The 22,047-nt window shown below is 58.2% G+C and carries 17 protein-coding genes; 10 read left to right on the top strand and 7 right to left on the bottom strand.

The genetic code is table 11. The features are described 5' to 3' along the window. Window positions 1–43: 43 nt before the first annotated feature. Genes ELH03_RS16970 through ELH03_RS16980 form a run of 3 tightly spaced genes read right to left on the bottom strand, consistent with a single transcriptional unit; the run spans window position 44 to window position 3,368 of the window. On the bottom strand, window positions 44–1,288 hold the full coding sequence (locus ELH03_RS16970; RefSeq protein WP_128400591.1) for a glycosyltransferase family 4 protein: 1,245 nt from the start codon (window positions 1,286–1,288) through the stop codon (window positions 44–46). After that, the gene (locus ELH03_RS16975) at window positions 1,285–2,634 is read right to left on the bottom strand and encodes a glycosyltransferase family 4 protein (RefSeq protein ID WP_197727758.1); all 1,350 of its coding nucleotides are present in this window, start codon (window positions 2,632–2,634) and stop codon (window positions 1,285–1,287) included. Before ELH03_RS16975 ends, ELH03_RS16970 begins: the two co-directional genes overlap by 4 nt. Continuing rightward, a complete protein-coding gene (locus ELH03_RS16980) occupies window positions 2,631–3,368 on the bottom strand; it encodes a Crp/Fnr family transcriptional regulator (RefSeq protein WP_128400593.1) in 738 nt (245 codons plus the stop codon). The genes ELH03_RS16975 and ELH03_RS16980 overlap by 4 nt, the downstream gene beginning before the upstream one ends. 470 nt (window positions 3,369–3,838) lie before the next feature. Here ELH03_RS16980 and ELH03_RS16985 point away from each other — a divergent pair, with 470 nt between their 5' ends. The 5 genes from ELH03_RS16985 to ELH03_RS17005 all read left to right on the top strand — a co-directional run bounded on the left by ELH03_RS16985 (window position 3,839) and on the right by ELH03_RS17005 (window position 10,427). After that, window positions 3,839–4,540, top strand: coding sequence for a sugar transferase (locus ELH03_RS16985; protein ID WP_128400594.1), 702 nt, complete (start codon window positions 3,839–3,841; stop codon window positions 4,538–4,540). A gap of 120 nt (window positions 4,541–4,660) precedes the next feature. After that, window positions 4,661–6,421 (top strand): GumC family protein, encoded by a 1,761-nt coding sequence (locus tag ELH03_RS16990; protein ID WP_128400595.1) that lies wholly within the window; start codon window positions 4,661–4,663, stop codon window positions 6,419–6,421. Continuing rightward, window positions 6,418–7,440 (top strand): glycosyltransferase family 2 protein, encoded by a 1,023-nt coding sequence (locus ELH03_RS16995; RefSeq protein WP_197727759.1) that lies wholly within the window; start codon window positions 6,418–6,420, stop codon window positions 7,438–7,440. Before ELH03_RS16990 ends, ELH03_RS16995 begins: the two co-directional genes overlap by 4 nt. A 6-nt stretch (window positions 7,441–7,446) precedes the next feature. After that, on the top strand, window positions 7,447–8,832 hold the full coding sequence (locus ELH03_RS17000) for a polysaccharide biosynthesis/export family protein (RefSeq protein ID WP_105007210.1): 1,386 nt from the start codon (window positions 7,447–7,449) through the stop codon (window positions 8,830–8,832). Between the two features lie 125 nt (window positions 8,833–8,957). After that, window positions 8,958–10,427 (top strand): hypothetical protein, encoded by a 1,470-nt coding sequence (locus tag ELH03_RS17005; RefSeq protein ID WP_128400597.1) that lies wholly within the window; start codon window positions 8,958–8,960, stop codon window positions 10,425–10,427. A 188-nt stretch (window positions 10,428–10,615) separates the two neighbouring features. Here ELH03_RS17005 and ELH03_RS17010 read toward each other — a convergent pair whose 3' ends face one another. Beyond that, complete coding sequence (locus ELH03_RS17010; RefSeq protein WP_128400598.1) at window positions 10,616–10,915, bottom strand: hypothetical protein; 300 nt, start codon at window positions 10,913–10,915, stop codon at window positions 10,616–10,618. A 306-nt stretch (window positions 10,916–11,221) separates the two neighbouring features. Here ELH03_RS17010 and ELH03_RS17020 point away from each other — a divergent pair, with 306 nt between their 5' ends. Together ELH03_RS17020 and ELH03_RS17025 are read left to right on the top strand one after the other, a co-directional pair. Further along, the gene (locus ELH03_RS17020; RefSeq protein ID WP_128400599.1) at window positions 11,222–12,133 is read left to right on the top strand and encodes a glycosyltransferase family 8 protein; all 912 of its coding nucleotides are present in this window, start codon (window positions 11,222–11,224) and stop codon (window positions 12,131–12,133) included. A 132-nt stretch (window positions 12,134–12,265) separates the two neighbouring features. Further along, complete coding sequence (locus ELH03_RS17025; RefSeq protein ID WP_128400600.1) at window positions 12,266–13,288, top strand: glycosyltransferase family 2 protein; 1,023 nt, start codon at window positions 12,266–12,268, stop codon at window positions 13,286–13,288. A gap of 164 nt (window positions 13,289–13,452) precedes the next feature. Here ELH03_RS17025 and ELH03_RS17030 read toward each other — a convergent pair whose 3' ends face one another. Beyond that, complete coding sequence (locus ELH03_RS17030) at window positions 13,453–14,205, bottom strand: Crp/Fnr family transcriptional regulator (protein WP_128412700.1); 753 nt, start codon at window positions 14,203–14,205, stop codon at window positions 13,453–13,455. Between the two features lie 451 nt (window positions 14,206–14,656). Between ELH03_RS17030 and ELH03_RS17035 the strand changes: the two genes are divergently transcribed. Further along, on the top strand, window positions 14,657–15,313 hold the full coding sequence (locus tag ELH03_RS17035; protein WP_128412705.1) for a sugar transferase: 657 nt from the start codon (window positions 14,657–14,659) through the stop codon (window positions 15,311–15,313). 150 nt (window positions 15,314–15,463) lie between these two features. Here the strand turns inward: ELH03_RS17035 and ELH03_RS17040 are convergent, their stop codons facing one another. Both ELH03_RS17040 and ELH03_RS17045 read right to left on the bottom strand, forming a co-directional pair. Continuing rightward, the gene (locus ELH03_RS17040; protein ID WP_128412701.1) at window positions 15,464–15,763 is read right to left on the bottom strand and encodes a hypothetical protein; all 300 of its coding nucleotides are present in this window, start codon (window positions 15,761–15,763) and stop codon (window positions 15,464–15,466) included. A gap of 592 nt (window positions 15,764–16,355) precedes the next feature. After that, the gene (locus ELH03_RS17045) at window positions 16,356–17,465 is read right to left on the bottom strand and encodes an acyltransferase family protein (protein WP_128400626.1); all 1,110 of its coding nucleotides are present in this window, start codon (window positions 17,463–17,465) and stop codon (window positions 16,356–16,358) included. A 254-nt stretch (window positions 17,466–17,719) separates the two neighbouring features. Here ELH03_RS17045 and ELH03_RS17050 point away from each other — a divergent pair, with 254 nt between their 5' ends. Both ELH03_RS17050 and ELH03_RS17055 read left to right on the top strand, forming a co-directional pair. Further along, window positions 17,720–20,038, top strand: coding sequence for a membrane-bound PQQ-dependent dehydrogenase, glucose/quinate/shikimate family (locus tag ELH03_RS17050; RefSeq protein ID WP_128412702.1), 2,319 nt, complete (start codon window positions 17,720–17,722; stop codon window positions 20,036–20,038). A 133-nt stretch (window positions 20,039–20,171) separates the two neighbouring features. Next, entirely contained in the window at window positions 20,172–21,962 is a 1,791-nt protein-coding gene (locus ELH03_RS17055) for a tetratricopeptide repeat protein (protein WP_128412703.1), read from the top strand. Window positions 21,963–22,047 lie beyond the last annotated feature (85 nt).

The following is a 22,047-nucleotide window of genomic DNA, read 5'->3' on the forward strand; positions in this document are numbered from 1 at the left end:
GGTTTCGGTCGCAGTGGCAAGACAGGCAGCTCCGTCCTTCTCGTCAGCCCGGCCGCCTTCTGAAGACGTCGGCGGATCGGTCGCCATGGGTGGACAGTTGTTGCTCGATGAGGCCGGACAGACGGTCGCGGAACACGGCGGAAGAGAATTTCAGCGAGTGCGCGCGGATTGCATGCGGATCGATATCGTCCTCCACCTCTTCGAACGCCGCCATCGTTTCCAACAGAGCTTCCGTGGTCTGCTGCCCGAAGCGAAACCCGACCTGCGGCGAGGAAACGGTTTCTCTGGCGCCGCCGGCGTCGAAAGCCAGGACCGGCCGCCCCGATGCCATGGCTTCCACCGGAAGAATGCCGAAATCCTCCGTGCCCGGAAACAACAGGGCGCGGCATCGCGACAGGTGGTCGCGCAGAACGTTGAAGGGCTGATGGCCGAGAAACTCAACGGTCGGTCCGGCGATCGACTTCAGATAAGCCAATTGTTCTCCCTCGCCAATCACGACCAGCTTCCGCCCGGCCTCGGTGCAGGCGCGAACGGCAATATCCGGCCGCTTGTAGGTGGTCAGCTGTCCCGCATAGAGATAGAATTCGCCTTTTCCCTTCCCCACCGCAAAATCGTCGGTCGCAACGGGCGGATGGATGACGATGGAGTCCCGGTCGTAGAAGCGGCGGATACGGCTTGCGACATAATCGGAATTGGCGACGAACACATCGACCCGCGAGGACGTCGTCACGTCCCAGGCGCGCAGCATGGGCGCGGTGATCGACATCAATGCGCGACCCACCCAGGGCAGGCCATGCCGGTAGACATGGAACTGATCCCAGATGTAGCGCATCGGCGAGTGGCAGTAGCAGACATGCAGTGCGTCGGCGCGCGTGATGATGCCCTTGGCGGGTCCGGATTCGCTCGACAGCACGAGATCGTAGTCCTGCAGATCGAACTGCTCGAGCGCGAAGGGCATCAGCGGCAGCATCTTGGTATAATGCCGTTGCGCGCCGGGGATCTTCTGTAGGAAGGACGTGCGGATGTTCCGCGTCTTCAGAAAATCGCTGATGCGATCCCGGTTGCAGACGAGGGTGAAGATGTCGGCCTGCGGAAACATGCGGCACAGCTCTTCGACGACTTTCTCGCCGCCGCGCATCGAAACGAGCCAATAATGCACGATGGCGACACGAAGCTGCTTGGTGTCGCTCGCGCCTCCGGCCTCGGCGACACGTCTTTTCGCCATCACCGGCGCATCGCCGAGAAATGCCCTCGCGTCGGGAAGAGAGGTTGTTGCTTTAAGAGTCAACTCAATACTCCTTGTATCGCCACACCGTCTGTCAGCTCGGGAACCGCATTCGTCGAAATCAGGCTTTGGTATTCGGCAAGAAGCGCGTCGCGCCATTCCTCGTGTGTCGAGGCGAGATCCGGCGACAGCCGGAAAGCCCGCTCGCTCATGGCGCGGACCTCATGCCCCGGCATTTGGCTAAATCTCGTCAAAGTATCGGCAAAGGCGCTTTCGTCAGCCGTATCGCAGGCAAGCGCCATGCCGGCTCTTTGCATTTCCTCGGCGAGAAAGGCGCTGCGCGACATGATGACGGGCAGACCGCTCCTGGCCGCTTCGATAGCGACGAGGCCGAACGGCTCGGGATAGCGCGACGGCATCAACAACGCGCGCGCTTTGCGGATGGTCGGGCCGATCTCCGCATGCGACTGCCAGCCGACGGCCCTGACGTGATCTCCCGAAGCTGCGACCAGCGGCATCAGCGGCCCGTCCCCGATCACGCAGAGCTTGACGCCGGCTTTGCGCGTGGCGGCCACGGCGTCCTCTATGCCCTTCTCTTCGTCCAACCGCCCGATGAAGACGAACTCCTCATTGGCCTCCGCCTCGATGCGTTTGATGGATAGCGGAGCGACGGGATTGCGGATCGTCGTCAGTCGTTCGGGCCGATATCCGGCGCCGACGAGAAAGCCAGCCATCTTCTCGTGTAGCAGGATGATCCGGCCGAAGTCGGCCTGATCCTTCAGCAGCCGGAGGATATTGGAGCCGCGGGCAACCCGCCACAATTTGTGCGAATAACTTCTCTTGTCGCAGGCCGTCGCAATGCAGCTTCCGCCGAGCGGGCGTCGAAGGCAGATTTCCTGCGCCTGATAGTCGAAGAAGGCGCCGTTGGGGCAGGCCGTGAAGAAATCATGCGCGTGAACCACGCATCGTCTGGCGACCGGCAGCAACGCCCTGAAAATCGCGGGAGACAGGATCTGGTGCCAGCCATGGACATGGTAGACTGTATTGGCGGTGTCCTTTGCGGCAATCCAGTTCGCGACCATACGGACGGCGGCGCCATTGTGAATGCCGGTCACGAAGGCCTTCGCACGCTCGGCGCTGAGCAGGTCGCGGCTGTTCAGCCCGATCATTGAGACTCCGAGGGCGACAAGCTCCGCATTGGCGGCGTCATCCCCGCAAATATAGGTCACGGGGATGTCGAGCCCCCGAAAAAGCTTGGCCGATAGCACCGCCAGCGCCGTCGCACCGCCTCTGGCCACCGAATAGTCGTCGATGATGACCACGCGATCGATCTTTGTCGTGCCGGGGCCGGGAAAGCGGCCAACGCTTGTGGCAGATCGGAGAACCTCGGGAAGCGATGGGCGCATCACTTCACCGAAACCGCGCCGTTGGCACAGGCCTCCAACGCCTTGCGGTTGAGAATGCGGATCTTGCCCTGCCCCCCGTCAACGATCTTGCTTTCCCGCAGGCGCCGCAGGCATTGATTGACCTTCTCGCGAGACGCCGGCAGCGTTGCGGCCAGGTCATTTTGCGAGATGATCAGTTCGTCCCCGCTGTTTGCCGCATCTTTTCCGTAGACAGCGGAGAGCCGCAGCAGCGTGCTGGCCAGCCTCGATTGCAGGCTCGACGCCGCATTTGCAATGATCCGGAGTTCGAGCTCTGAAATACGCGCCAGCGCCCTGGAGAAGACCTTTTCGCGAAAGCAGGGATCGCTGGCGTACATGTCGCGCAGCAGCCGGCCTTCGAAGAAATGCAATTCGCAGTTGGAACCGGCTCGGTATTCGAGGCTCAATGTCTGCCTGCGCAGAACCTCGAGCTCGCCGATGAGGCCGGATTTCGGAATGATCTCGACGATGAATTCCCTGCCGTCGGGCAGCATCGTGCTGGCGCTGACTACCCCCGAATGTACGCGAGCGAAGGTATCGACGAGGACGCCGGCGCCGGCGATGACCTCGCCGCGCCGGAAACGCCGGACGCTCGACCGGCAGGAAAGAAATTCGTCGTCGATGACGATGCGGCTGTTGAGATGAATGCTGCCGTTAGTCGATATCGCCGCCTTGCCGATGCCGGCCCTGCGATCTGATGCGTGTGTCACCCCATCCATGCGCATAACTCCGAGTACTCGAATAACCATAGGAAATGCTGCACTGCATCATTTATATTGTCTTAATATGGGTGTCAAATAACATCCCCGAGAGACAGCGTAAAGATCAAGTCTACATTTAGTTGTGAAACAAAAATACATCAGCAATTGAAATCAAAATCTCGACGGAATCGAAGATAGATCGTATGATTGAAGACAGGTGCTTATTAAAAAGTCTTCCTGAGTTAAAAATAAGCAATAATAGAAATGGTGACATCAAAAATATAAATGAATACCTGCGGATTATCACCTCGAAGTAGGTTAGATTGGCATTTGCAATGAAAAGAGGCTACCGAGGACTAGTCGGAATTCTCGAATGCCGCTTAGTAGCATAAAGAATTTATTAAGGATTATGACCTTGGTAACAGACAACAAGAGTGCGGCGCAGCAAACATTGAATGGTTCTTAATCGGAATATTTGGAGACCACCGATGACATGGGAAGCACATAGTTTCGAGGCTTGGTCGCGTGTCGGACGGTCCGCAGAAGGCGGCGATCTCCATTCGTCCCGGCCTCGTGCGGCAGGCAGATCGTCGAAGCGCGCGATAGACCTTCTCATCGCGATCATTGCGCTGATCCTGCTTTCCCCGCTTCTGTTAATCGTCGCATTGATCGTCAAGATAAGCGACCGCGGCCCGGTCTTCTATTCCCATACGCGCATCGGCGTCGGCGGAGCACCGTTCGGATGCCTCAAGTTTCGCACGATGAAGACCGATGCGAGTGCTCAGCTTGCCGAATTGCTGCAAAACAACCCGATTGCGCGAAGCGAATGGGAAGCGACACGCAAGCTGAAGGACGATCCGAGGATCACGGCGGTCGGCGAGATTCTGCGGCGGTCGAGCATCGACGAGCTTCCCCAACTGATCAATATCGTGCGTGGCGAAATGAGCCTTGTCGGCCCCCGGCCGATCACCGCCGAGGAATTGCCGCGCTACGGCGAGCATATATGGGCCTACATGGCCGTGCGCCCGGGCCTGACCGGTCACTGGCAGACCAGCGGGCGCAACGATGTCAGTTACGAGTACCGGGTTTCCCTCGACGTTCACTATCTCGACAACTGGTCGCTCGGCCGGGACTTCGTCATCATTGCCAAGACCATTCCCGCTCTGTTTTCGCAACGTGGCTCGTACTGAGCATTCAAGGGGAGAGCTGCCGATCATGCCTGAAATCGGAAGACATGCTGCTCCCTCCGTCCCCTCCAAGCTGCCACTACCTGGTTACTCCGTGATCTCGCCATTTTGGATTAGGACGACATGACCTCCAGCACGATCTTCAGCGGCGTTTCGCCGATACCTCTGGCTGCCGCAGCCCCTGGCGGGAATTCCCCGCTGACCTTGCGGGATATGCTCTTCTTTCTCAGAATGCGCTGGCCGTGGGTTCTGGCGACAACTTTTGCCTTCCTCGCAATGGCCGGGGCCTACGTGCTGACCGCCGAGCCGACTTTCGTTGCCAGCACGCAACTTGTGATCGTCCCCCAGGTGAGCGGCTCTGAAGCGCAGAGGGCTTTCGCGGAAGACGCGTTCATAGAGGGACAGCTGGAGATTGCCAGATCCAGCGATGTCGTCGGTGGAACGGTAAGGGCACTTGGTCTCGATACCGATCCCGACTTTGTCGATCAGACGCCTTCGCTGCAGGATAGGGCAAAGAACTGGTTGATGGGGATTTCTTCTGAACCGGATACGGAATCGCAGCAAGCAGCAGGCACAGGGCCGCGTGAAGCACAACCGCACGCGGAGGACGAGCGGATCCAGGATCGGGCGATCGCCACGCTGCTGAACATGATAGGAATACGCCGGGTCGGGAGTTCGACGATCATCGAGATCTCGGCTGCTGCGTCGACCCCTCAAAGGGCCGTCGACATCGCCGATATGCTCGCTAGGCAATATATCCAGAAGAATATCGCGATGAAGGCCAGTGCTTCCCGGCAATATAGCGAATGGCTGGAAAGATTCGTAAGCGAGCAGCAGCGTGGACTGGCCGAGGCCGCCAGCGCCCTGGCCAGCTTCACCAGCAACCCGCGCGATCAGTTCAAGCTTGCGGAGCTGCAGAGTGCAACGGATGCCCGCCGCAGCCTCTATGAAAATACCTTGAACCAGCTGACGGAAGCCCGGCAGCGCATCACCTACCCGGTGTCCGATGCCACGATCGTCTCGCGGGCCACGCTGCCTCTTTCGAAGGCCAGACCGCGCAGCACGCTCATCATCGCCTTTGCGGCGGCGGTTGGTCTTGGCGTCGGCTTGGCACTCGCCATGATAAGGCACGTCGGCGATCGCCGGATCGTCCGCCCCCATCAGATCGCGGAAGCCAGTGGGCTGCCCTTTGTCACTTTGCTGGGGACATCGAGGAGGACCCACATGGGTCACCCTGCGCGTTTTCTCCCCGCCGGTACCGGCAGCAGCAGCACAGCCGCCTATCCTGTTATTCCGGGCATGGCGGAACTGAGCGCGACGGTTGTCGGCCTTCGACGCAAACGCCGGGTCGTCATTGGAATCGTCGCCGTTGATCCCGGCAGCGGAGCCTCGACCATTGCACGCGAACTTGCAGTGCTGTCATCGATATCAGGGGCTCACACGCTGCTGATCGATGCGGCTGCGCAGAAGTCGTCACTCAGCAATTCGATCGCGCCCCATAGTTCCACAGGCCTCGTCGATGTTCTCGACAATGGCGAACTGATCCAGACGGCGGCATTGCCCCTCACCCCGACACTGAAATTCCTTCCCCTCGGCAAGATCGAAGTCGTGACGCCGGCCATTCGCCTCAGTTCCCGCCGTACGCAGTTGAGCTTCGCCGACCTGAAAAAGGAGTTCGACGCCATATTCATCGACATCTCCGCATTCTCTGCTTCGCCGGATGCCAATGCGATCGCGCCGGAACTGGACGGTGTCCTCGTGGTCACCTCGCACGGACGCACCTCGATTGACGATACCATGCGCGTCATCGACACCCTGCGGAATGTCGGCGCGGAGATCCTCGGCGCAGTCATTAACCATGCACCGGAAAGAATGCACTCATGACCTCGCCTTCGGCAGAAGCAACCAGACAGGACGGCCCGATCAGGCCGGCGCCTGTTCCTTGCGGCGCTGAAGCCATGGCTGAGCGCGCGAAGCGCCCGTTGCGAATGGCCGTGGGGATTGCTTCGGCAGGCCGCCCCTCGATACTGCGGGAGACGGTCGATTATCTCACCACCCTGCCGGACCAGCCGGAGCGGCTGATCGTCTGCGTGCCCGCGATCGACGACGCCGCCGGGCTCGCCGACCGCCTTGATGTGGAAGTCATCGTCGGCAGCCGCGGCCTGACCTCTCAGCGCAACAGGATCATCCAGGCCGCCGCCGCCGATACGGATGTTCTGATCTTCCTGGATGACGACTTCATTCCCGCCGCGACCTTCCTGTCGCGGATGGCAGCTGTCTTTGCGGCAAACCCCGACGTGGCGATCGCCACCGGTGAAGTTCTGGCCGATGGCATCCTCGACGGTGGCCTCAGCATGTCAAACGCCCTGCAGGTTCTTGAAACTGCGGCCGAAGGGGCCGAGCAGGTGACGGAAATCTATAACGCCTATGGATGCAACATGGCGGTTCGCCTTTCACCCATTCTCGAGCACGCGCTGGCCTTTGATGAGCAACTGCCGCTCTACGGCTGGCTCGAGGACGTCGATTTCAGCCGGTCCATCGCCCGCTACGGCAGGTCGGTGCGGGTCGAAGGCGCCCGCGGCGTCCATCTCGGCGTCAAATCCGGGCGCCAGCCCGGTCGGAGACTCGGCTATTCGCAGGTTGCCAATCCTGTCTACCTGATCCGGAAGGGCACGATGTCGAAGGGCCGCGCCATTGCACAGATCGGCCGTAACATCCTGGCGAATACGCGGGGCCTATTGTTCAATGATCGCTTGATCGACCGCTGGGGACGTTTGAACGGCAATTTGTTGGCGCTGTCCGATCTTCTTGTCGGCCGCGCCTCTCCGTCCCGCATTCTCGAATTCGGCAATCCCTTGCCGCGCGAGATGCCTTCGCCGTCGATCGCAACGAAACGGAGATAGCAGACAATGCAGCGCACATCCTTGTCCGATCGCCTCATCTCCGCCGCCCTTGCCTTGCTGGTATTTTCCTGCGTGACCGGCTGGAGCGTCGCCCATGCGGAAAACTATACCCTCGTGCCGGAAGATCAGGTGAGACTGCGGGTCGTCGAATGGCGATCTTCGGATTCCCGCTATGCCAGCTGGGAAGCACTTGGCGGGACATATACAGTCGATGATGCCGGCAATCTGGCAATCCCGATCGCCGGCCAGGTGCAGGCGATCGGGAAGACGACGGAACAGGTTTCCGATGCGATCGCCACTGCGCTCGCCGAAAAGGCGGAACTGCCGGGAAAGCCGTTCATCGCCTTGGAAATTGCCCAGCATGCGCCGATCTTCGTAACCGGGACCGTGCAGACCCCCGGGCGTTATGCTTTTGAAGCCGATATGACGGTCATGAAGGCCGTCAGCATCGCCGGCGGCTTCCTTCGCGAGCGCGAGGAGAATACCGTCTTCGAGCGCGACCGGATCCAGGCTGCCGGCGCCTATCGAACGGCCATTCTCAACCGGCGCGATCTTCTGATGCGTCAGGCGCGGTTGCGAGCCGAGATCGCCGGCGAACAGAGTTTCGAGATCCCTGCCGAGCTTGCCGGAACGCCCGATGTAGACAAGCTGAAGGCGCAGGAATTGAACCTGATGCGGCTGCGACGTGTCGATATCGAAAGCCAGATCGATGCGGCGAGCGACCTCACCCGTCTCTACGGCCAGCAGGTCCAGTCGCTCGAGGCCAAGATCAATTCGCAAAAGCGGCAGATCGAGCTCGCGCAAAAGGAACTGGATAATGTCAACAGCCTGGTGAGCAAGGGCCTGGTCAGCAATTCCCGTCAGGTCTCGGTCGACCGCGGGGTCGCGGATGCACAAGGCACCCTGATCGATCTCGAAGTCGCCCTGACCACGGCTCGCCAGGGGCTCAGCGAAGCCGATCGTTCAAAGATCAATATCGTCAACCGGCAGAACAGTGAAAACCAGGAACTGCTGAACCAGGTCAATCTCGCGATCGGCAGGGCGGCAATCGACATCCAGGTGGCCCAGCTTCTGGGCGAGCAGGCTGGCTACAGCGCGCAGCTCGCCCAGATGAATACGGAAACGCCGGGTCTTGGCAGAGCGCAAAAGAACTACAGGATCGTGCGTCGCAACGAAGACGGGACTTATCGCAACATCGAGGCGGACGAGACGACCACCTTGCGGCCGCATGATGTCGTCGAAATCGGCATCGATACGGACCTTCAGACGCCGTCGCCTCCGCTGCAGTTGCAGTCCGCGCCGCAGCAGCAAAGCTCGACCGTCCCGCTGTCGAATGTGGCAGGCGATAATCAGGCGGCTCCCGGCTGGATATCCCAGACGGGATCGAATTAGGGGGCGGTTGTGACCATCGACGACAGCTGGCGACTTCCGCCTCAAGCATCGCGCCGAAAGGCGGATGCCGGTCTTCGGCAAAACCGATGCCTCCGCCGCTCGCCGTCCGGATCGGGATCTGAAGCATGTCGATAGAACCGATCGGTTTCATCGTTCTGCTGCTTGGCCTGCTCGGCATGGTCAACGGCGCGCGTTTTGCGATCGCGACCCTTTGCCTCTCGACGTTGCTGGGGGCCGCTGCGGCTCTCCAATTGCCCGCGCTCGGCGGCAGCAGCATCCAGCCAAGCCATCTTCTCGTGCTTTTTCTCGTGGCCGCCGCCCTGCTGCGCCCGGCTCAAACACAGGCCATGCTGGCCAGCATGGCCTATCCGGGTCCCGGTTTCTGGTTTGCCGCCTACATCCTGTTTTCCGTGGCATCGTCTTTCTTTTTGCCCCGCATCTTTGCAGGCGCGACCCTCGTCTACTCCTCTGCACGAGACGCCACGGGCATGATGTCGACGGTGGCCGCTCCCCTGTCGCCGGGTTCGTCCAATCTCAGCCAGTCCGTCTATCTGCTCGGCGATCTCGCCTGCTTTGCCGTTATCTCGGGGCTTACCAGGCTCGGATATGCCCGTTTCATCGCACTGCAGTTGATCGTGGCCTCGATTGCATGTTTTGCCCTGGCGTTGATTGATATCGGAACGTTCCTGACCGACCAGTCCTACCTGCTCGATGTCATCAGAAATGCGAATTATACGATGCATACGGCCGAGACGATCAGTGGCTTCAAACGCATCGTCGGTCCGTTCCCTGAAGCAAGCACTTATGGCGCGGTCGCATTGGCCTATTTTTCCTTCACGCTCATGCTTTGGCTGGAGCGCGTCCAAAGCCGTATGGCCGGACTTGCAACGCTTTTCATCGGCCCGACGATCGTCCTTTGCACGTCGACAACCGCCTATATCGCCGGCATCTTCGTTGTCTGCATGTTCGTGCTGTATTGCTTGAAACGACTGATCGGCGGCCCGGCCACGACCCCGCACGTGACACTCCTCGTGATCACGCTGTTCTTGATTCCCTGCGGGATCGTCGCGCTAAGCCTTGTCCCCGATGCGTGGGATTCCATCGCCGGCCTGGTGAACACCACCTTGTCGGACAAACTTCAATCGCAATCCGGCGAAGAGCGCACTGCCTGGAACACGCTGGCATTGATCGCATTCGTCGATACAGCCACCTTCGGCGCCGGACTCGGCACGGTTAGAGCCTCGAGCTTCATCGCTGCATTGCTCTCCAATGTCGGATTGACCGGCACTCTTCTCTTCGCCGCCTTCCTGTACAGCCTTGTGAGAGCCTCCGGCCGGCGCATGTCAGGCGATCGGGAGATGCGCGCGATCGGAAACGCTGCGGTTATGGCATCCATCGCGCAGGTCGCCTCGGCGGCGATATCGGGAAGCGGTACCGATCTCGGCTTGCTGTTCAGCACCACAGCAGGTCTGGCGGCCGGCTGCCTGGCAGCAACCAATATCTCGCCACGGCGCGCAAACCGATCGCTTGCCAACCGATCCCCATTGGAGACATCGACATCTCTGCCGAGAGCGCCGATGTTTTCAACACGATGAGGCCCGCTGTGAAGCTCAGCCATCGCGCGGGATGGCGATCTCGTCAAGCCATCGGCGTGTCGGCACCGGGTCGACGTCGGCTGGCCGCGCCGCGTCTTTCAAGGATCGCCTGTAAAAGTGGCCTGTCGGACGAACGCGGTCCTGCAAGGTCATCCGCGCAAGGATATGCTGCAGGTTCTATGTCAACATTAGCCTTGCGGGCGCTCACTGGTGGTCGCGACGCTATCTGCGACGGAATTGTTTTCCCGCAGCCTGGCACTGCGCCGCAAAAGCCCCGACAGGAACGCGCCTGCCAGATAGCCGATTTCCATGAGCGCGAGGATGGCGATACCGGAGAGCGTGGCCGCGATCACCGAAGACCCGTCGGCAAAAGCCACGCTGCCGAAGCCGATTGCCACGAGGAATGCAAAAATTGCGAAAGCCCAGGCGCGGATGGAAGCCCCGGCAGCGATCGAAATCACGGCTGCCACGAGTGTGGTGATCAGCATGACAATCCCCCTTCCCTCTGCATTCCGACAAGGGTCCCGGCACCAATCGTCGTACCGCGAAACAAGATGTCGAAACACAGCCCTGTCACAGGCAAGGCACTCTCCATGGCGAATATCTCAACAATGAAACACACAAAAGCCGCCGGCAGCCAGACACCGATTCAGCACCACCGGTCTGGACGCCGGCTATATATACCGAACAGGGCCTTCATATGACAGAGCCGTCAGCGCAATTCACAACTGTTCCCTCGACTGGAAAGACAATGCCGATTCATTTGTATTGCGGACAATCGGAAGGGTGATGACATGAACAATCAGTGCGTCGTCTACGTCACGGATGTCGAGTATTCATTTCCGACTATTCTCTCGGCGCTTCAGGCTCGCAAATTCGCAAGCCCCGCGACCGATGTCTGCGTCCTCATGTCGGAACATCTCGATAATTTCGAAGAGCTGAAAGCCTTGCTTGCGAGGAGCAGTGTCATACTGAGCGATGCGACCGAAGCGCTGCAGGACTCGCTCGGCAAACTCGACAGTTCGCATTTCCAGGGACGCATCAGCGTCAGCACGATGGCCAAGCTGGTCCTTTGCGAAATCCTGCCTGACAACTATACCCAGATCATCTACCTCGATGGAGATACCCAGATCGTCAGCGATCTCGGTGCGTTCGAAAGTGCCACTGTGCCCGAGGGCCGGTTTTTCGCAGCGCGCGATTATACGGCGATCCATGACTTCCTCGACACTGGAAACAGCAGCCACTATTTCAACGCGGGGGTCCTGAAATTCCATCGCACCGGCTGGATCGGGCAGGAGGCGCTTGAGCTTTTTGCTAGAAATCCCGAGGCCTGCGAGGGCAAACATGATCAGGGCGCATTGAATTATGTCTGCGGTTCATCGCTCATCCTCGTATCGAACCGGTGGAACTTTCCCAAACAGTTCCTTCATCTGGTGAACATGTCCTCCTTGTCGATCGTCCATTATATGGCGCATCCGAAGCCGTGGCACGGAACCTTCTTTCCATGGACCGATAAAGAAAGCCAGGTCTACGTCGACCTGCGCAAAGCACATCCGATTTACAACTCGCTGTATCGCGGAATAAGCTTCGACCGTAAGATGCTGTATAAATACAGGTCGATACGGGCACGCATCGAACACGCAATTGAGAAAGACGGATCCAATCCTCGGGTCCAGAGCCTGCTGGTTGGCGATTACGCAGTATGATGATGTATGGTTGGTCCGACCTGAATGTCCGCGTGACTGAACTCAGCGTCACCGGTCGAGCCGTGGATTTGCAGACGGAAGCGCAAGTATTCATCCATTCATTCCAGGAATGGATAATGTTCAGGACAGAATATGAGTTATAGGGCTTCCGCCGCCAGTATCTCGCATTACGTGAAAGCCCGCCTGCGCCGGTCGCTCAAGGCTCGGCAGGTTCGCTATGAGCTGCTGCGCAGCGGGCTCAAGCAGGCGCGCCACGTCGTCATCTGCGTCATCCGCGACGAAGGGCACCGGCTGGCCTTCTTCCTGCAGTATTATCGTGATCTCGGCTTCGAGCACTTCATCTGCATCGACAACGGCTCGACCGACGGCACGGCCGAGTTGCTATCCAGCTTCGACGATGTCTCTCTTCTTTCGGCTCATGGGTCCTACAAGGCGGCGAGATTCGGAAACGACTGGATCAACGAAGTCATCAACCGGCACTGCCGGGAGAAGTGGGTCCTGTACGTTGATGCAGATGAATTTCTGGTCTATCCCCATTGCGACACCCGGCCGATCGATCAATTGACCGCCTATATCGAATCCATGGGCGGCCACTCCCTCCGCTCGGTCATGATCGACATGTACAGCCCGCATCCCGTTCTTGAAAACATCTGCGAACCCGGTCGCAACCCGCTCGAGGTCTGCAATCTCTTCGACCGATCCGGCTATGTCGCGCATTTCGACGAACGCAACTGGACAATATGGATCAAGGGCGGCGTTCGCGGGCGGGTCTATTTCCACGACCGGCTCTGGGACGGCCCCGCGCTTAACAAGATACCTCTCGTCTATGTCCAGGGTGAACGTCTGTTTCTCAAATCATCGCATCAGGTCTGGCCACTCTCCCTGAATTTGGGCGACATGCGCGGAGCGCTCGGCGTATCCGGCGCCCTTCTGCATTTCAAGTTCCTGTCGACCTTCGTGCACAAGGTTGCCGATGCGGCACACCTGTCCCAACATACGGAAGAATACACCGTATATTCCTCAGGCAAGGACATGGATGACTTCGTCTATGACGATACGGGCACCTACCGAAGCTGGAAGGACCTGTCCGATCACGGGCTCATACAGGGTGAAGGGTGGAAATACTGGAGGAATGCTTCCGAGAACGAAATCTAGAGCATGTCGCGCAAAATTGCGCAGCGGTTTGGGCACAACGTCCACGAAGATAAGGGGGTAAAACGCCAATCTGGTCTTTCAGCCCTGCTTCGTCCGATTATCAACTCCCACAGCCATTCAAACACAAAGGCTTTCTGCTCTTTCGTTTTTATCGCCGTGACGTCTCAAGCGAGGGACGTCACACCCTCAGCGTAGGCCTCCAGCGCCTTCCGATTGAGAATGCGGATTTTGCCCTGCGTCCCGTCGACCACTTTGCTCTCGCGCAAACGCCGCAGGCATTGGTTGACCTTCTCACGTGACGCCGGCAGCGTCGCGGCCAAGTCATGTTGGGAGATGATCAGCTCGTCACCGCTATTCTGCGCATCCATCCTGTACAAGGCAGAAAGACGCAGCAGCGTCCGGGCCAGTCTCTGCCTTAGACTCGATCCGGCATTGGAAATGATCCGCAGCTCGAGTTCGGAAACACGCGCCAGTGCCTTCGACAGGATCTTCACCTGAAATTGCGGATCGTTCGCACACAAGTCCCGCAGCAACCGACCGTCGAAGTAATGCAGTTCGCAGTCCGAGGAGGCTCGATATTCCAGGCTGAGAGACTGCTTGCGCAGCACCTCCAATTCGCCGATCAAGCCACCTTTAGGAATGAATTCGACGATGAACTCTCGTCCATCGGCAAGCGGAGTGCTTGCGCTCACCATCCCGCGCTGTACGCGGGCGAACATGTCGATGAGGACACCGGCGCTGGCAATAACCTCACCGCGGCGAAACTTTCGAATACTTGAGCGGCAAAACGGAAACTCGTGATCCAAATCGGCCCGGCCGCCGTAAACAATACCTAAAGGCGCGCAAGTAACCGCTTCGCCTATTCGCGCCGCGCTTCCTCTAGTCCTGTTGTCTCTGATGCTAATCGCCCCGTCCATACGCGCAACTCCACGCAGACTAATTGATTTACTGTCTTGAGCGACATTCGTAATGCGTTAAATTATAAAGTCAAACAGTAATAAAATAAAAATCTCGTGTTTAAACTATACATAATTATGACGACTCCTCACATTTATATATAATAAAATTCATATTGAATTCTATCCAAAGAAAATCCTTGAAGCTGCGCGACGGTTTTTATACAATTTGTGACAGTTGCCAATCCGTAGAATAAGTTAACAATTGTAAGAGTAATATAAGAATATAAAATAAATATGAATGACGCCTCCGTTATATATTTCAATAACAAATGTAATATTTAAATAGTCAAAAGAATTTCTTCAGAGTATAAAGAATTTATTGAAGATTATGACCTCGGTCACAGACATCAAACTTGCGTTAAAACAAGCTTTGGCTGTTATTTCTGGGGTTCGTCTAACGGAGACGCGGATGGCGGGAAAAAATCAGGGCGTCAACCCAACCAAACCTTGGCGGGATTTCGTCAGGGTTCGACAGGAAAGGCGTCCATTCAATTCGTCACAATCCCATAGGATCAGCAGAATTCTGAAGCGTGCATTGGACATCATCATTGCGGCAAGTGTCTTATTCCTTCTGTCGCCGCTCCTTCTGTCGGTGGCAGTCATCATAACGCTAAGTGATTGGGGGCCTGTATTCAATTCCCATCGTCGGCTCGGTCATAAGGGAAAAGAGTTTGGTTGCCTCGAGTTTCGTACGACAAGAGCCGACGCAACGGCCAAAGCGCAGGTCACTGTCGTCGGCGATATTTTGAGACGATCGAGCCTCGCCAGGCTTCCGCAAATGATCAACGTGTTGCTGGGTCAAATGAGCCTCGTCGGGCCCTGCGCCATTACCAAAGAAGAGCTGCCGCGTTACGGTGAACATGCTTACGCCTACATGGCCGTCCGTCCCGGCCTGACTGGCCATTGGCAGTCCAGCGGGCGCAACGACGTCAGCTATCAGAATAGAGTTTCCCTCGACGTCGAGTATTTGTCCAAATGGACGCTCGCGCTGGATTTCGCGATAATGGCAAAAACACTCTCCGCCCTGCTGTCCCGGCAGGCCCTACTGCCCAAGGTGGACTCCTAAGGCATGTCGCGCAGAATGCGCAGCGGTTCTGCGATAACAACATGCGTTGGAAATAAAGATCTAAAGCGTGAGGAGTGAATCTGAAAGATTGCGCCGCGCTTTAGACATCCTGACATAGCGCAAACACAGAGCATCCTGCCGCCTCAGTCATTATCCATGAGGACGCTTGCCTGTGACATGGGAGCGATCGGCGATGGAGTTCTTTTTCCGGCGCTTTTGAATATGCCCCCACCACGAGAAGGCGAATAGACCCGCCAGATAGCATATCTCCATCAACACAAGCACTTCGAGGCAAGAAACGATCGCTTCCGTCAAGGAGGAGCCTTTCAGCAGGGTCACGGCGCCCAAGGCCGCGACCACCAGAAATGCGAAGGTTGCAAAGGCCCAAGCGCGAATGGTTGCTCCGGCGGCGATGGAGACGGCAACCACGATGAGCGTGCTGTTCAGCATTATTCTGTTCCTCTCTTCACACCTCCTTCAAGCCACCGTCAGCCCTCAATGACATGACAAAACCCAAAGTCAGAACGAAGTCCGATCAAAGTATTTTATCCATTACGGTTAAAATAATGCTAACACCCGCCCAATAACTCGGCTGAGCCACGCCGGAGAATATTCGGCTATTCATCCAACAAGGCCACTCCATCGTCAAAAACCAAGAAATTCATGGATATAGCGGCTGGAAAGATTTAGGCATCGAAGGCTTATACAGAAGCCGGGGATGCGGTTACGGCATTCTCTCGCCGAACTGAATATTCATTTTTTCCGAAAAAATAAGTTTAGTCACGGGCCCTGGATGAGCGCATATGCGCTCGCCACGGTCGGGGTTACGCTTTCCCGGCAAGCATGTGACATCGACGGTATCAGGGTTGGGTAACAGCCTACGCAGAACTCGGCCCCCTATGACGGACCCGGATGTTCATCAGTGGTGATGGGTCAGGCAACAACGAAACAGGGCTCGCGATGGCGAGCCCTGCTGACCTCTTTGTCGGTTAAGCACCTGCGATGGAATTGCCAGCCTCGAGGCCGGTATCGACGGACAAGCCTATTTCGAGATTGCACCGGCCAATTGCCGTTTTGCGCCGCGTTGGAGCCTGAAGTTTTCCAGCCAGGTGACTTGCTTCCTCAATTTCAGCGCTGGCTTTTCGATGAATCTCCACGAGAAGGCGGCAAAGCAAGTGGCAATGATGCTGCAGACAATGCCGTTCAGCCACCAGTTATGCGCCCAAGGCCCGAGCGCTACGAACGCCTGTTGGATCGGATAGCCATAGAGGAAGACGCCGTAGGAGTAGTCGGCTCCACGCAGGACGCCAAGCTTGCGGGGCGAGGTGAGACCAAGGAAGACGGTGACATATCCCATGGCCGGAATGGCAACGAAGTCCCCAAAGGAGGTGAACCAATAGGCCCACAATATGAATGCCACCGAGGCGAGGAAAATTCGGATATCCCAAAGAACCTTGTCCTTGTAGAGATAGAAGGTCACCCCCACAAGAAAAGCACAAATGAGCAGATTGCCCGACGCAGTCGTCGGCATATTCGCCCAATCACTTTCATGTTTCCAATATCTTGCGATACCGAAGCTTATGATCAAGGCCGGCGTTGCGATAAGGGCAATCACCCGCCGCCTGACGACGCCGAGCAAGAAGAGGGCGGCGATCACCGCATAGCACTCAAGCTCGAAGGGCACCGTCCAGAGCTGCCCGTTCACCATCGCGGCATCAGGATTATCCAGGAATACCCCGGGAAGATTGAAGTGAATGTGCCCTGTGACATTCATCAGATATGTAAAAAACTGAGGATCGGTGAAATAGTCACGCAGGTCATACTCTGTATAGATCGCTCCGAGTATAAAGGCAGCCAGCAATACCTCAACCGCAAGAGCAGGGTAGATGCGGATAAATCGGTTACCGAGAAAGGAGATCAATGTCTTCGATCGTTCAAGACTGCCAGCCACCAAGAACCCGCTCAGGACAAAGAACATCGGCAGCACTGACTTGATAACAGGGCGGAAGGGTGACTCCCAGAGAAACAGGTCATCGCCGTACGTGACGCGGGCTGTATGTATCCAAAGCACTGAAAAGGCTAACAGTAATCGCATATAATCGAATCCTGTCGGTCGCCCGTTCGCTTGATCAAGCTTTTCGCCGAGAAACATCTGTGCCCCTTTCAGAAGTATTGACTCGATTTGGAATGGCAAGCCGTTGCCGCAGAGCAGCGGTGGCATCATTGCCGGATCGGAGCCGCGTGTCAGTGACCACAGGTACATCAGGTAAAAATTGAACGAGAGAGCACCCTCTCCCGAAGACGCATCTCTGACCATCAACCCATGGCCCCTGTGCTTCCCGAGGGGCCTTGCGACGGTCGGAGTTGGAATCCAGGTAATCGGGCGGCGGATTGGATGAGGAGACTATGAAATTTCTGGCTACCCTATTTTGTCTTGTTCTCGCCTTTATCGGATTAGGGTTGATCGGAGGCGGCGCCTGGCTGCTGCGCCTCGGCGGCTCGCCCTATTACGCGATCGTTGGGCTTTCTTATGTGGTTGGCGCGTTTCTGCTGTGGCGCCGGAAGATGTCAGGCAGCCTCATCGTCCTGCTTGTCGCTGTTTTCACCCTTCCCTGGGCGTTATGGGAGTCGGGTCTTAATTTTTGGGCGCTTTTTGCCCGCTTGATGTCCCCCATCGCGCTGGCAGGCTTTGCGCTTCTCTTTGCGCCGTCGCGTTCCCCGAGCGCCAACCGGAAGGTCTTTTATGCCGCCGCCTTGGTGACAGCTCTCATCTTTGTCGCGGGTTTTGGTCTTAGCCTCGTACCACACGGCGTCATCCGCCCCTCAGCCGACATTACCGCCTACAAGACGGCCAAGGGTGACAACGCTCCCTCCGACTGGACATCCTATGGCCGCACCACGGCAGGAGATCGTTATTCCCCATTCGATCAGATCAACCGCGGCAACGTGTCCAAGCTCGATCTTGCCTGGACATATCGCACCGGAAAAAGCGATGGCGCCGATCAGAACACGCCTCTGCAGATCGGCGATACGGTCTACACCTGCACGCCGACAGATGTGATCGCAGCGCTCGATGCAGATACCGGCAAACCCCGCTGGGCCTTCGATCCCAAAGCGACGGCGCCTTACTGGCAACGCTGCCGCGGTCTCGGTTACTACAAGATGCCAAAGGAGACCCAGTCCGCCGATGGTCTCTGTAACGAGCGTTTGGTGCAGACGACGATTGATGCCCGTCTCCTGGAGATCGACAGTAAGACCGGCGCACTTTGCAAAGGCTTCGGAGACAATGGCACCGTGCAGCTTTCCCAGGGCATGGGCGAAGTCAAGACAGGCTATTACTTCCAGACATCGGCGCCGCTGATTGCCCGCAACCTGATCGTCGTCGGAGGCTGGGTCACGGACAATCAGGAGGTCGGCGAGCCCTCGGGCGTCATCCGCGCGTTCAACGTGGTCACCGGCGAGCTCGAATGGGCATGGGATCTTGGCAACCCTGAGATCACCAAACTCCCGCCGGAGGGCCAGACTTATACGCGGGCCACCCCCAACATGTGGACGACGGCCGCATTCGACGACAAGCTCGGTCTCATCTATGCACCGCTCGGCAATACCACGCCAGATTATTACGGCGTCAATCGTCCTGCTTTCGCCGATCAGTACAACGCGACATTGGTGGCGCTCGATGTGACGACGGGTCGCGAGAAATGGAAATTCCAGACCGTGCATCACGATATCTGGGATTATGATCTGCCGGCCCAACCGGTCCTGATCGACCTGCCTGACGGCAACGGCGCCACCCTGCCTGCTCTGCTGCAGACCACCAAACGCGGGCAGCTTTTTCTCCTCGACCGCCGGACCGGCACACCGCTTGCCGAAGTTCAGGAGAAGCCGGTCCCGCAGGAAGGCGGCGCACCGGAAGAGAAACTCTCCCCGACGCAGCCCTACTCGGTCGGCATGCCGACAATCGGCGCGGAGCGCGTGACGGAGCAGACGGCCTGGGGCCTGACGATGTTCGATCAGCTGGCATGCCGCATCGCATTCCGCAAGATGCGCTACGACGGCGATTTCACCCCGATCGGCACGCAGTATGCGATCCAGCAGCCGGGAAATCTGGGCGGCCTCAATTGGGGAAGCGTATCGGTCGATCTGCCCAACAACCGCGTCTTCATGAACGATATCCGCGTGCCCAGTCTCTTTGCACTCATTCCGCGCGAGGAGTATGTCGACTTTGCCCTCACCACGACCGCGCACGGCCCCTCGGCACCGCAACGAGGCACACCTTACGCCATGGCCACCGAAATGTGGACCTCGCGGCTCCGCGTTCCCTGCACGCAGCCGCCCTTCGGTACCGTCACCGCAGTGGATCTGAGCACCCGCAAGATCGCATGGCAGGTTCCAGCCGGCACCGCCGAAGAACTCGGGCCGTTTAAGATCAAAACCAAGCTGCCTATGCCGATGGGTCTGCCGAGCTACGCCGGCACGTCCGCGACCGCGGGCGGCGTCGTCTTTTTCGCTGGCTTCCAGGATTATTATATCCGCGCCTATGACGCCGAGAACGGTACCGAGCTCTGGAAATATCCCCTGCCGGTCGGCTCGAGCGCGACGCCCATGACCTATGTCTCGCCAAAAACAGGTAAGCAATATGTCCTGATATCGGTTGGCGGCGCACCCTATTCGAAGGATATCGGAGACTACGTCCTTGCCTTCTCGCTGAAAGACAGAGATTAGCCGCGGGTATCGCGTAAGCTTCACCGACTATCTTCAAGTTCAGGGACCGCTTCTCAGGCAACGGAATCAGATTTGGCGGCGTTGCCGGTCACACTGTGTTATTTTGATCCTAAGAAGAACTGGGGCTACGAGCGTGACGCGAAAACTGGCGGCGATCCTGGTCGCAGATGTGGTCGGCTACAGCCGTCTCGCCGGTGCGGACGAAGATCGCATCTTGGCGCGGCTGAGAACGCTGCGCAGCGATCTGGTCGATCCGACCATCGCCGTGCACAATGGCCGCGTGGTCAAGCGAACAGGAGACGGAAGCCTCATCGAGTTTCGCAGCGTCGTGGACGCCGTGCGCTGCGCGATCGAGGTTCAGACTGCCATGGTCGAGCGCAATGTCGGCGTGTCCCCCGAGCATCGCATCGAGTTCCGGGTGGGGATCCATCTGGGGGATGTGGTAGAGGAGAGTGACGGCGACTTGATGGGCGACGGCGTCAATATCGCCGCGCGGTTGGAGGGAATTGCCAAGCCCGGCGCCATCTGTCTCTCCGAAGACGCCTACCGGCAAGTGAAAGCGCGGTTTGATTTTGCCGTGACCGACCTCGGCCAAATCCAGCTCAAGAATATCGCTGAGCCAATGCGGGTTTATTCGCTTCAGATCGGAACGCCGCAGCCGAACCCCGCACGACAAGCGCAGCCGGCCGCAACGAAAATGCCTTCGGCTGCCGCCGTTCCCGATAAACCCTCCATCGCCGTACTGGCGTTCAACAACATGAGCGGCGACGCCGAACAGGAATATTTCTCCGACGGTATCAGCGAGGACATCATCACCGACCTCTCGAAGCTGTCCGAGTTGCACGTCATCGCCCGCAACTCATCCTTCGTCTACAAGAATGTAACAGCCTCCGTGCCTGAGATGGCCAAGGCGCTCGGCGTCCGCTATGTCCTCGAGGGCAGCGTGCGCAAGGCCGGCAACCGCGTGCGTGTCACGGCCCAATTGATCGACGCCAGCAACGGCGGACACATCTGGGCCAGCCGCTTCGATCGCGACCTCACCGACATTTTTGCGGTTCAGGATGAGCTCACGCAAGAGATCGTGGCCGCGCTCAGGCTGAACCTCACACATGGCGACCAGGACCGGTTGGCAAAGGGGCGTGCACTCAATGTCAGCGCATACGAGTTGTTATTGCGTGGCCGCGAGCAGGCGTCGGGCCATACCCGAACAGGAAACATAGCGGCCCGCAGCCTGGCGGCCGACGCCCTCGCCATCGATCCGGAATATGCGGCCGCCCAAGCACTCATCTCCTTCACCCACGTACTCGATTACGTCAACGCCTGGAGCAACGATCCGGAAGGGTCGCTGCGGATCGGGATGGATCTCGCGCAGCAGGCCGTGGAGATGGCCGGGGAACAGCCCAACGGCCACTTTGCACTGGGCATGGCTTGCATGTGGAACCGGGAACTGGACCGGGCGCGGGCGGAAGTGCAGCAGGGCCTCGCGCTGTCGCCCAACTCCGCCGAGCTCCTGAGACTGATGGCCCATATCCAGATATTCTCCGGCGATCCCGCCGGCGCCCTGGAAACACTCGATGCATCGATACGGCTTGACCCGCACCACCCGGAAATTCTCTTCCAATTTCTCGCCGATGCGCACTTTTCTCTCGGCGAATATGAGCAGGCAATTGCAGCCATCGAGCAGCGGCTCCAACAAAACTCCCAATCGGAGACCGCCTACGCCCTGCTTGCCTCATGTTACGGCCACCTCGGCCGCTCGGAGGAGAGCCGTCAGGCCTGGGAAAAGGCGTTCCAGATCAATCCCAATTTCTCTGTAGAACGCCGCCGCCGCGTCCTTCCATTCCGAAACCCCGAGGACTTTAACCGCCGCGTGGAAGGACTCCGTAAGGCAGGACTTACAATTCCGAATCTTGGTCAATGCTGAAGGAAGCTGCTGTCGGGCCGATATCGCGGACAGCCCATTCTATGGACGGACGCGCGATAGGCCTCTCAGATTACGCCCTCTCCAC

This window comes from Rhizobium beringeri (assembly GCF_004306515.1).
In the GTDB taxonomy this organism is placed as follows: domain Bacteria; phylum Pseudomonadota; class Alphaproteobacteria; order Rhizobiales; family Rhizobiaceae; genus Rhizobium; species Rhizobium beringeri.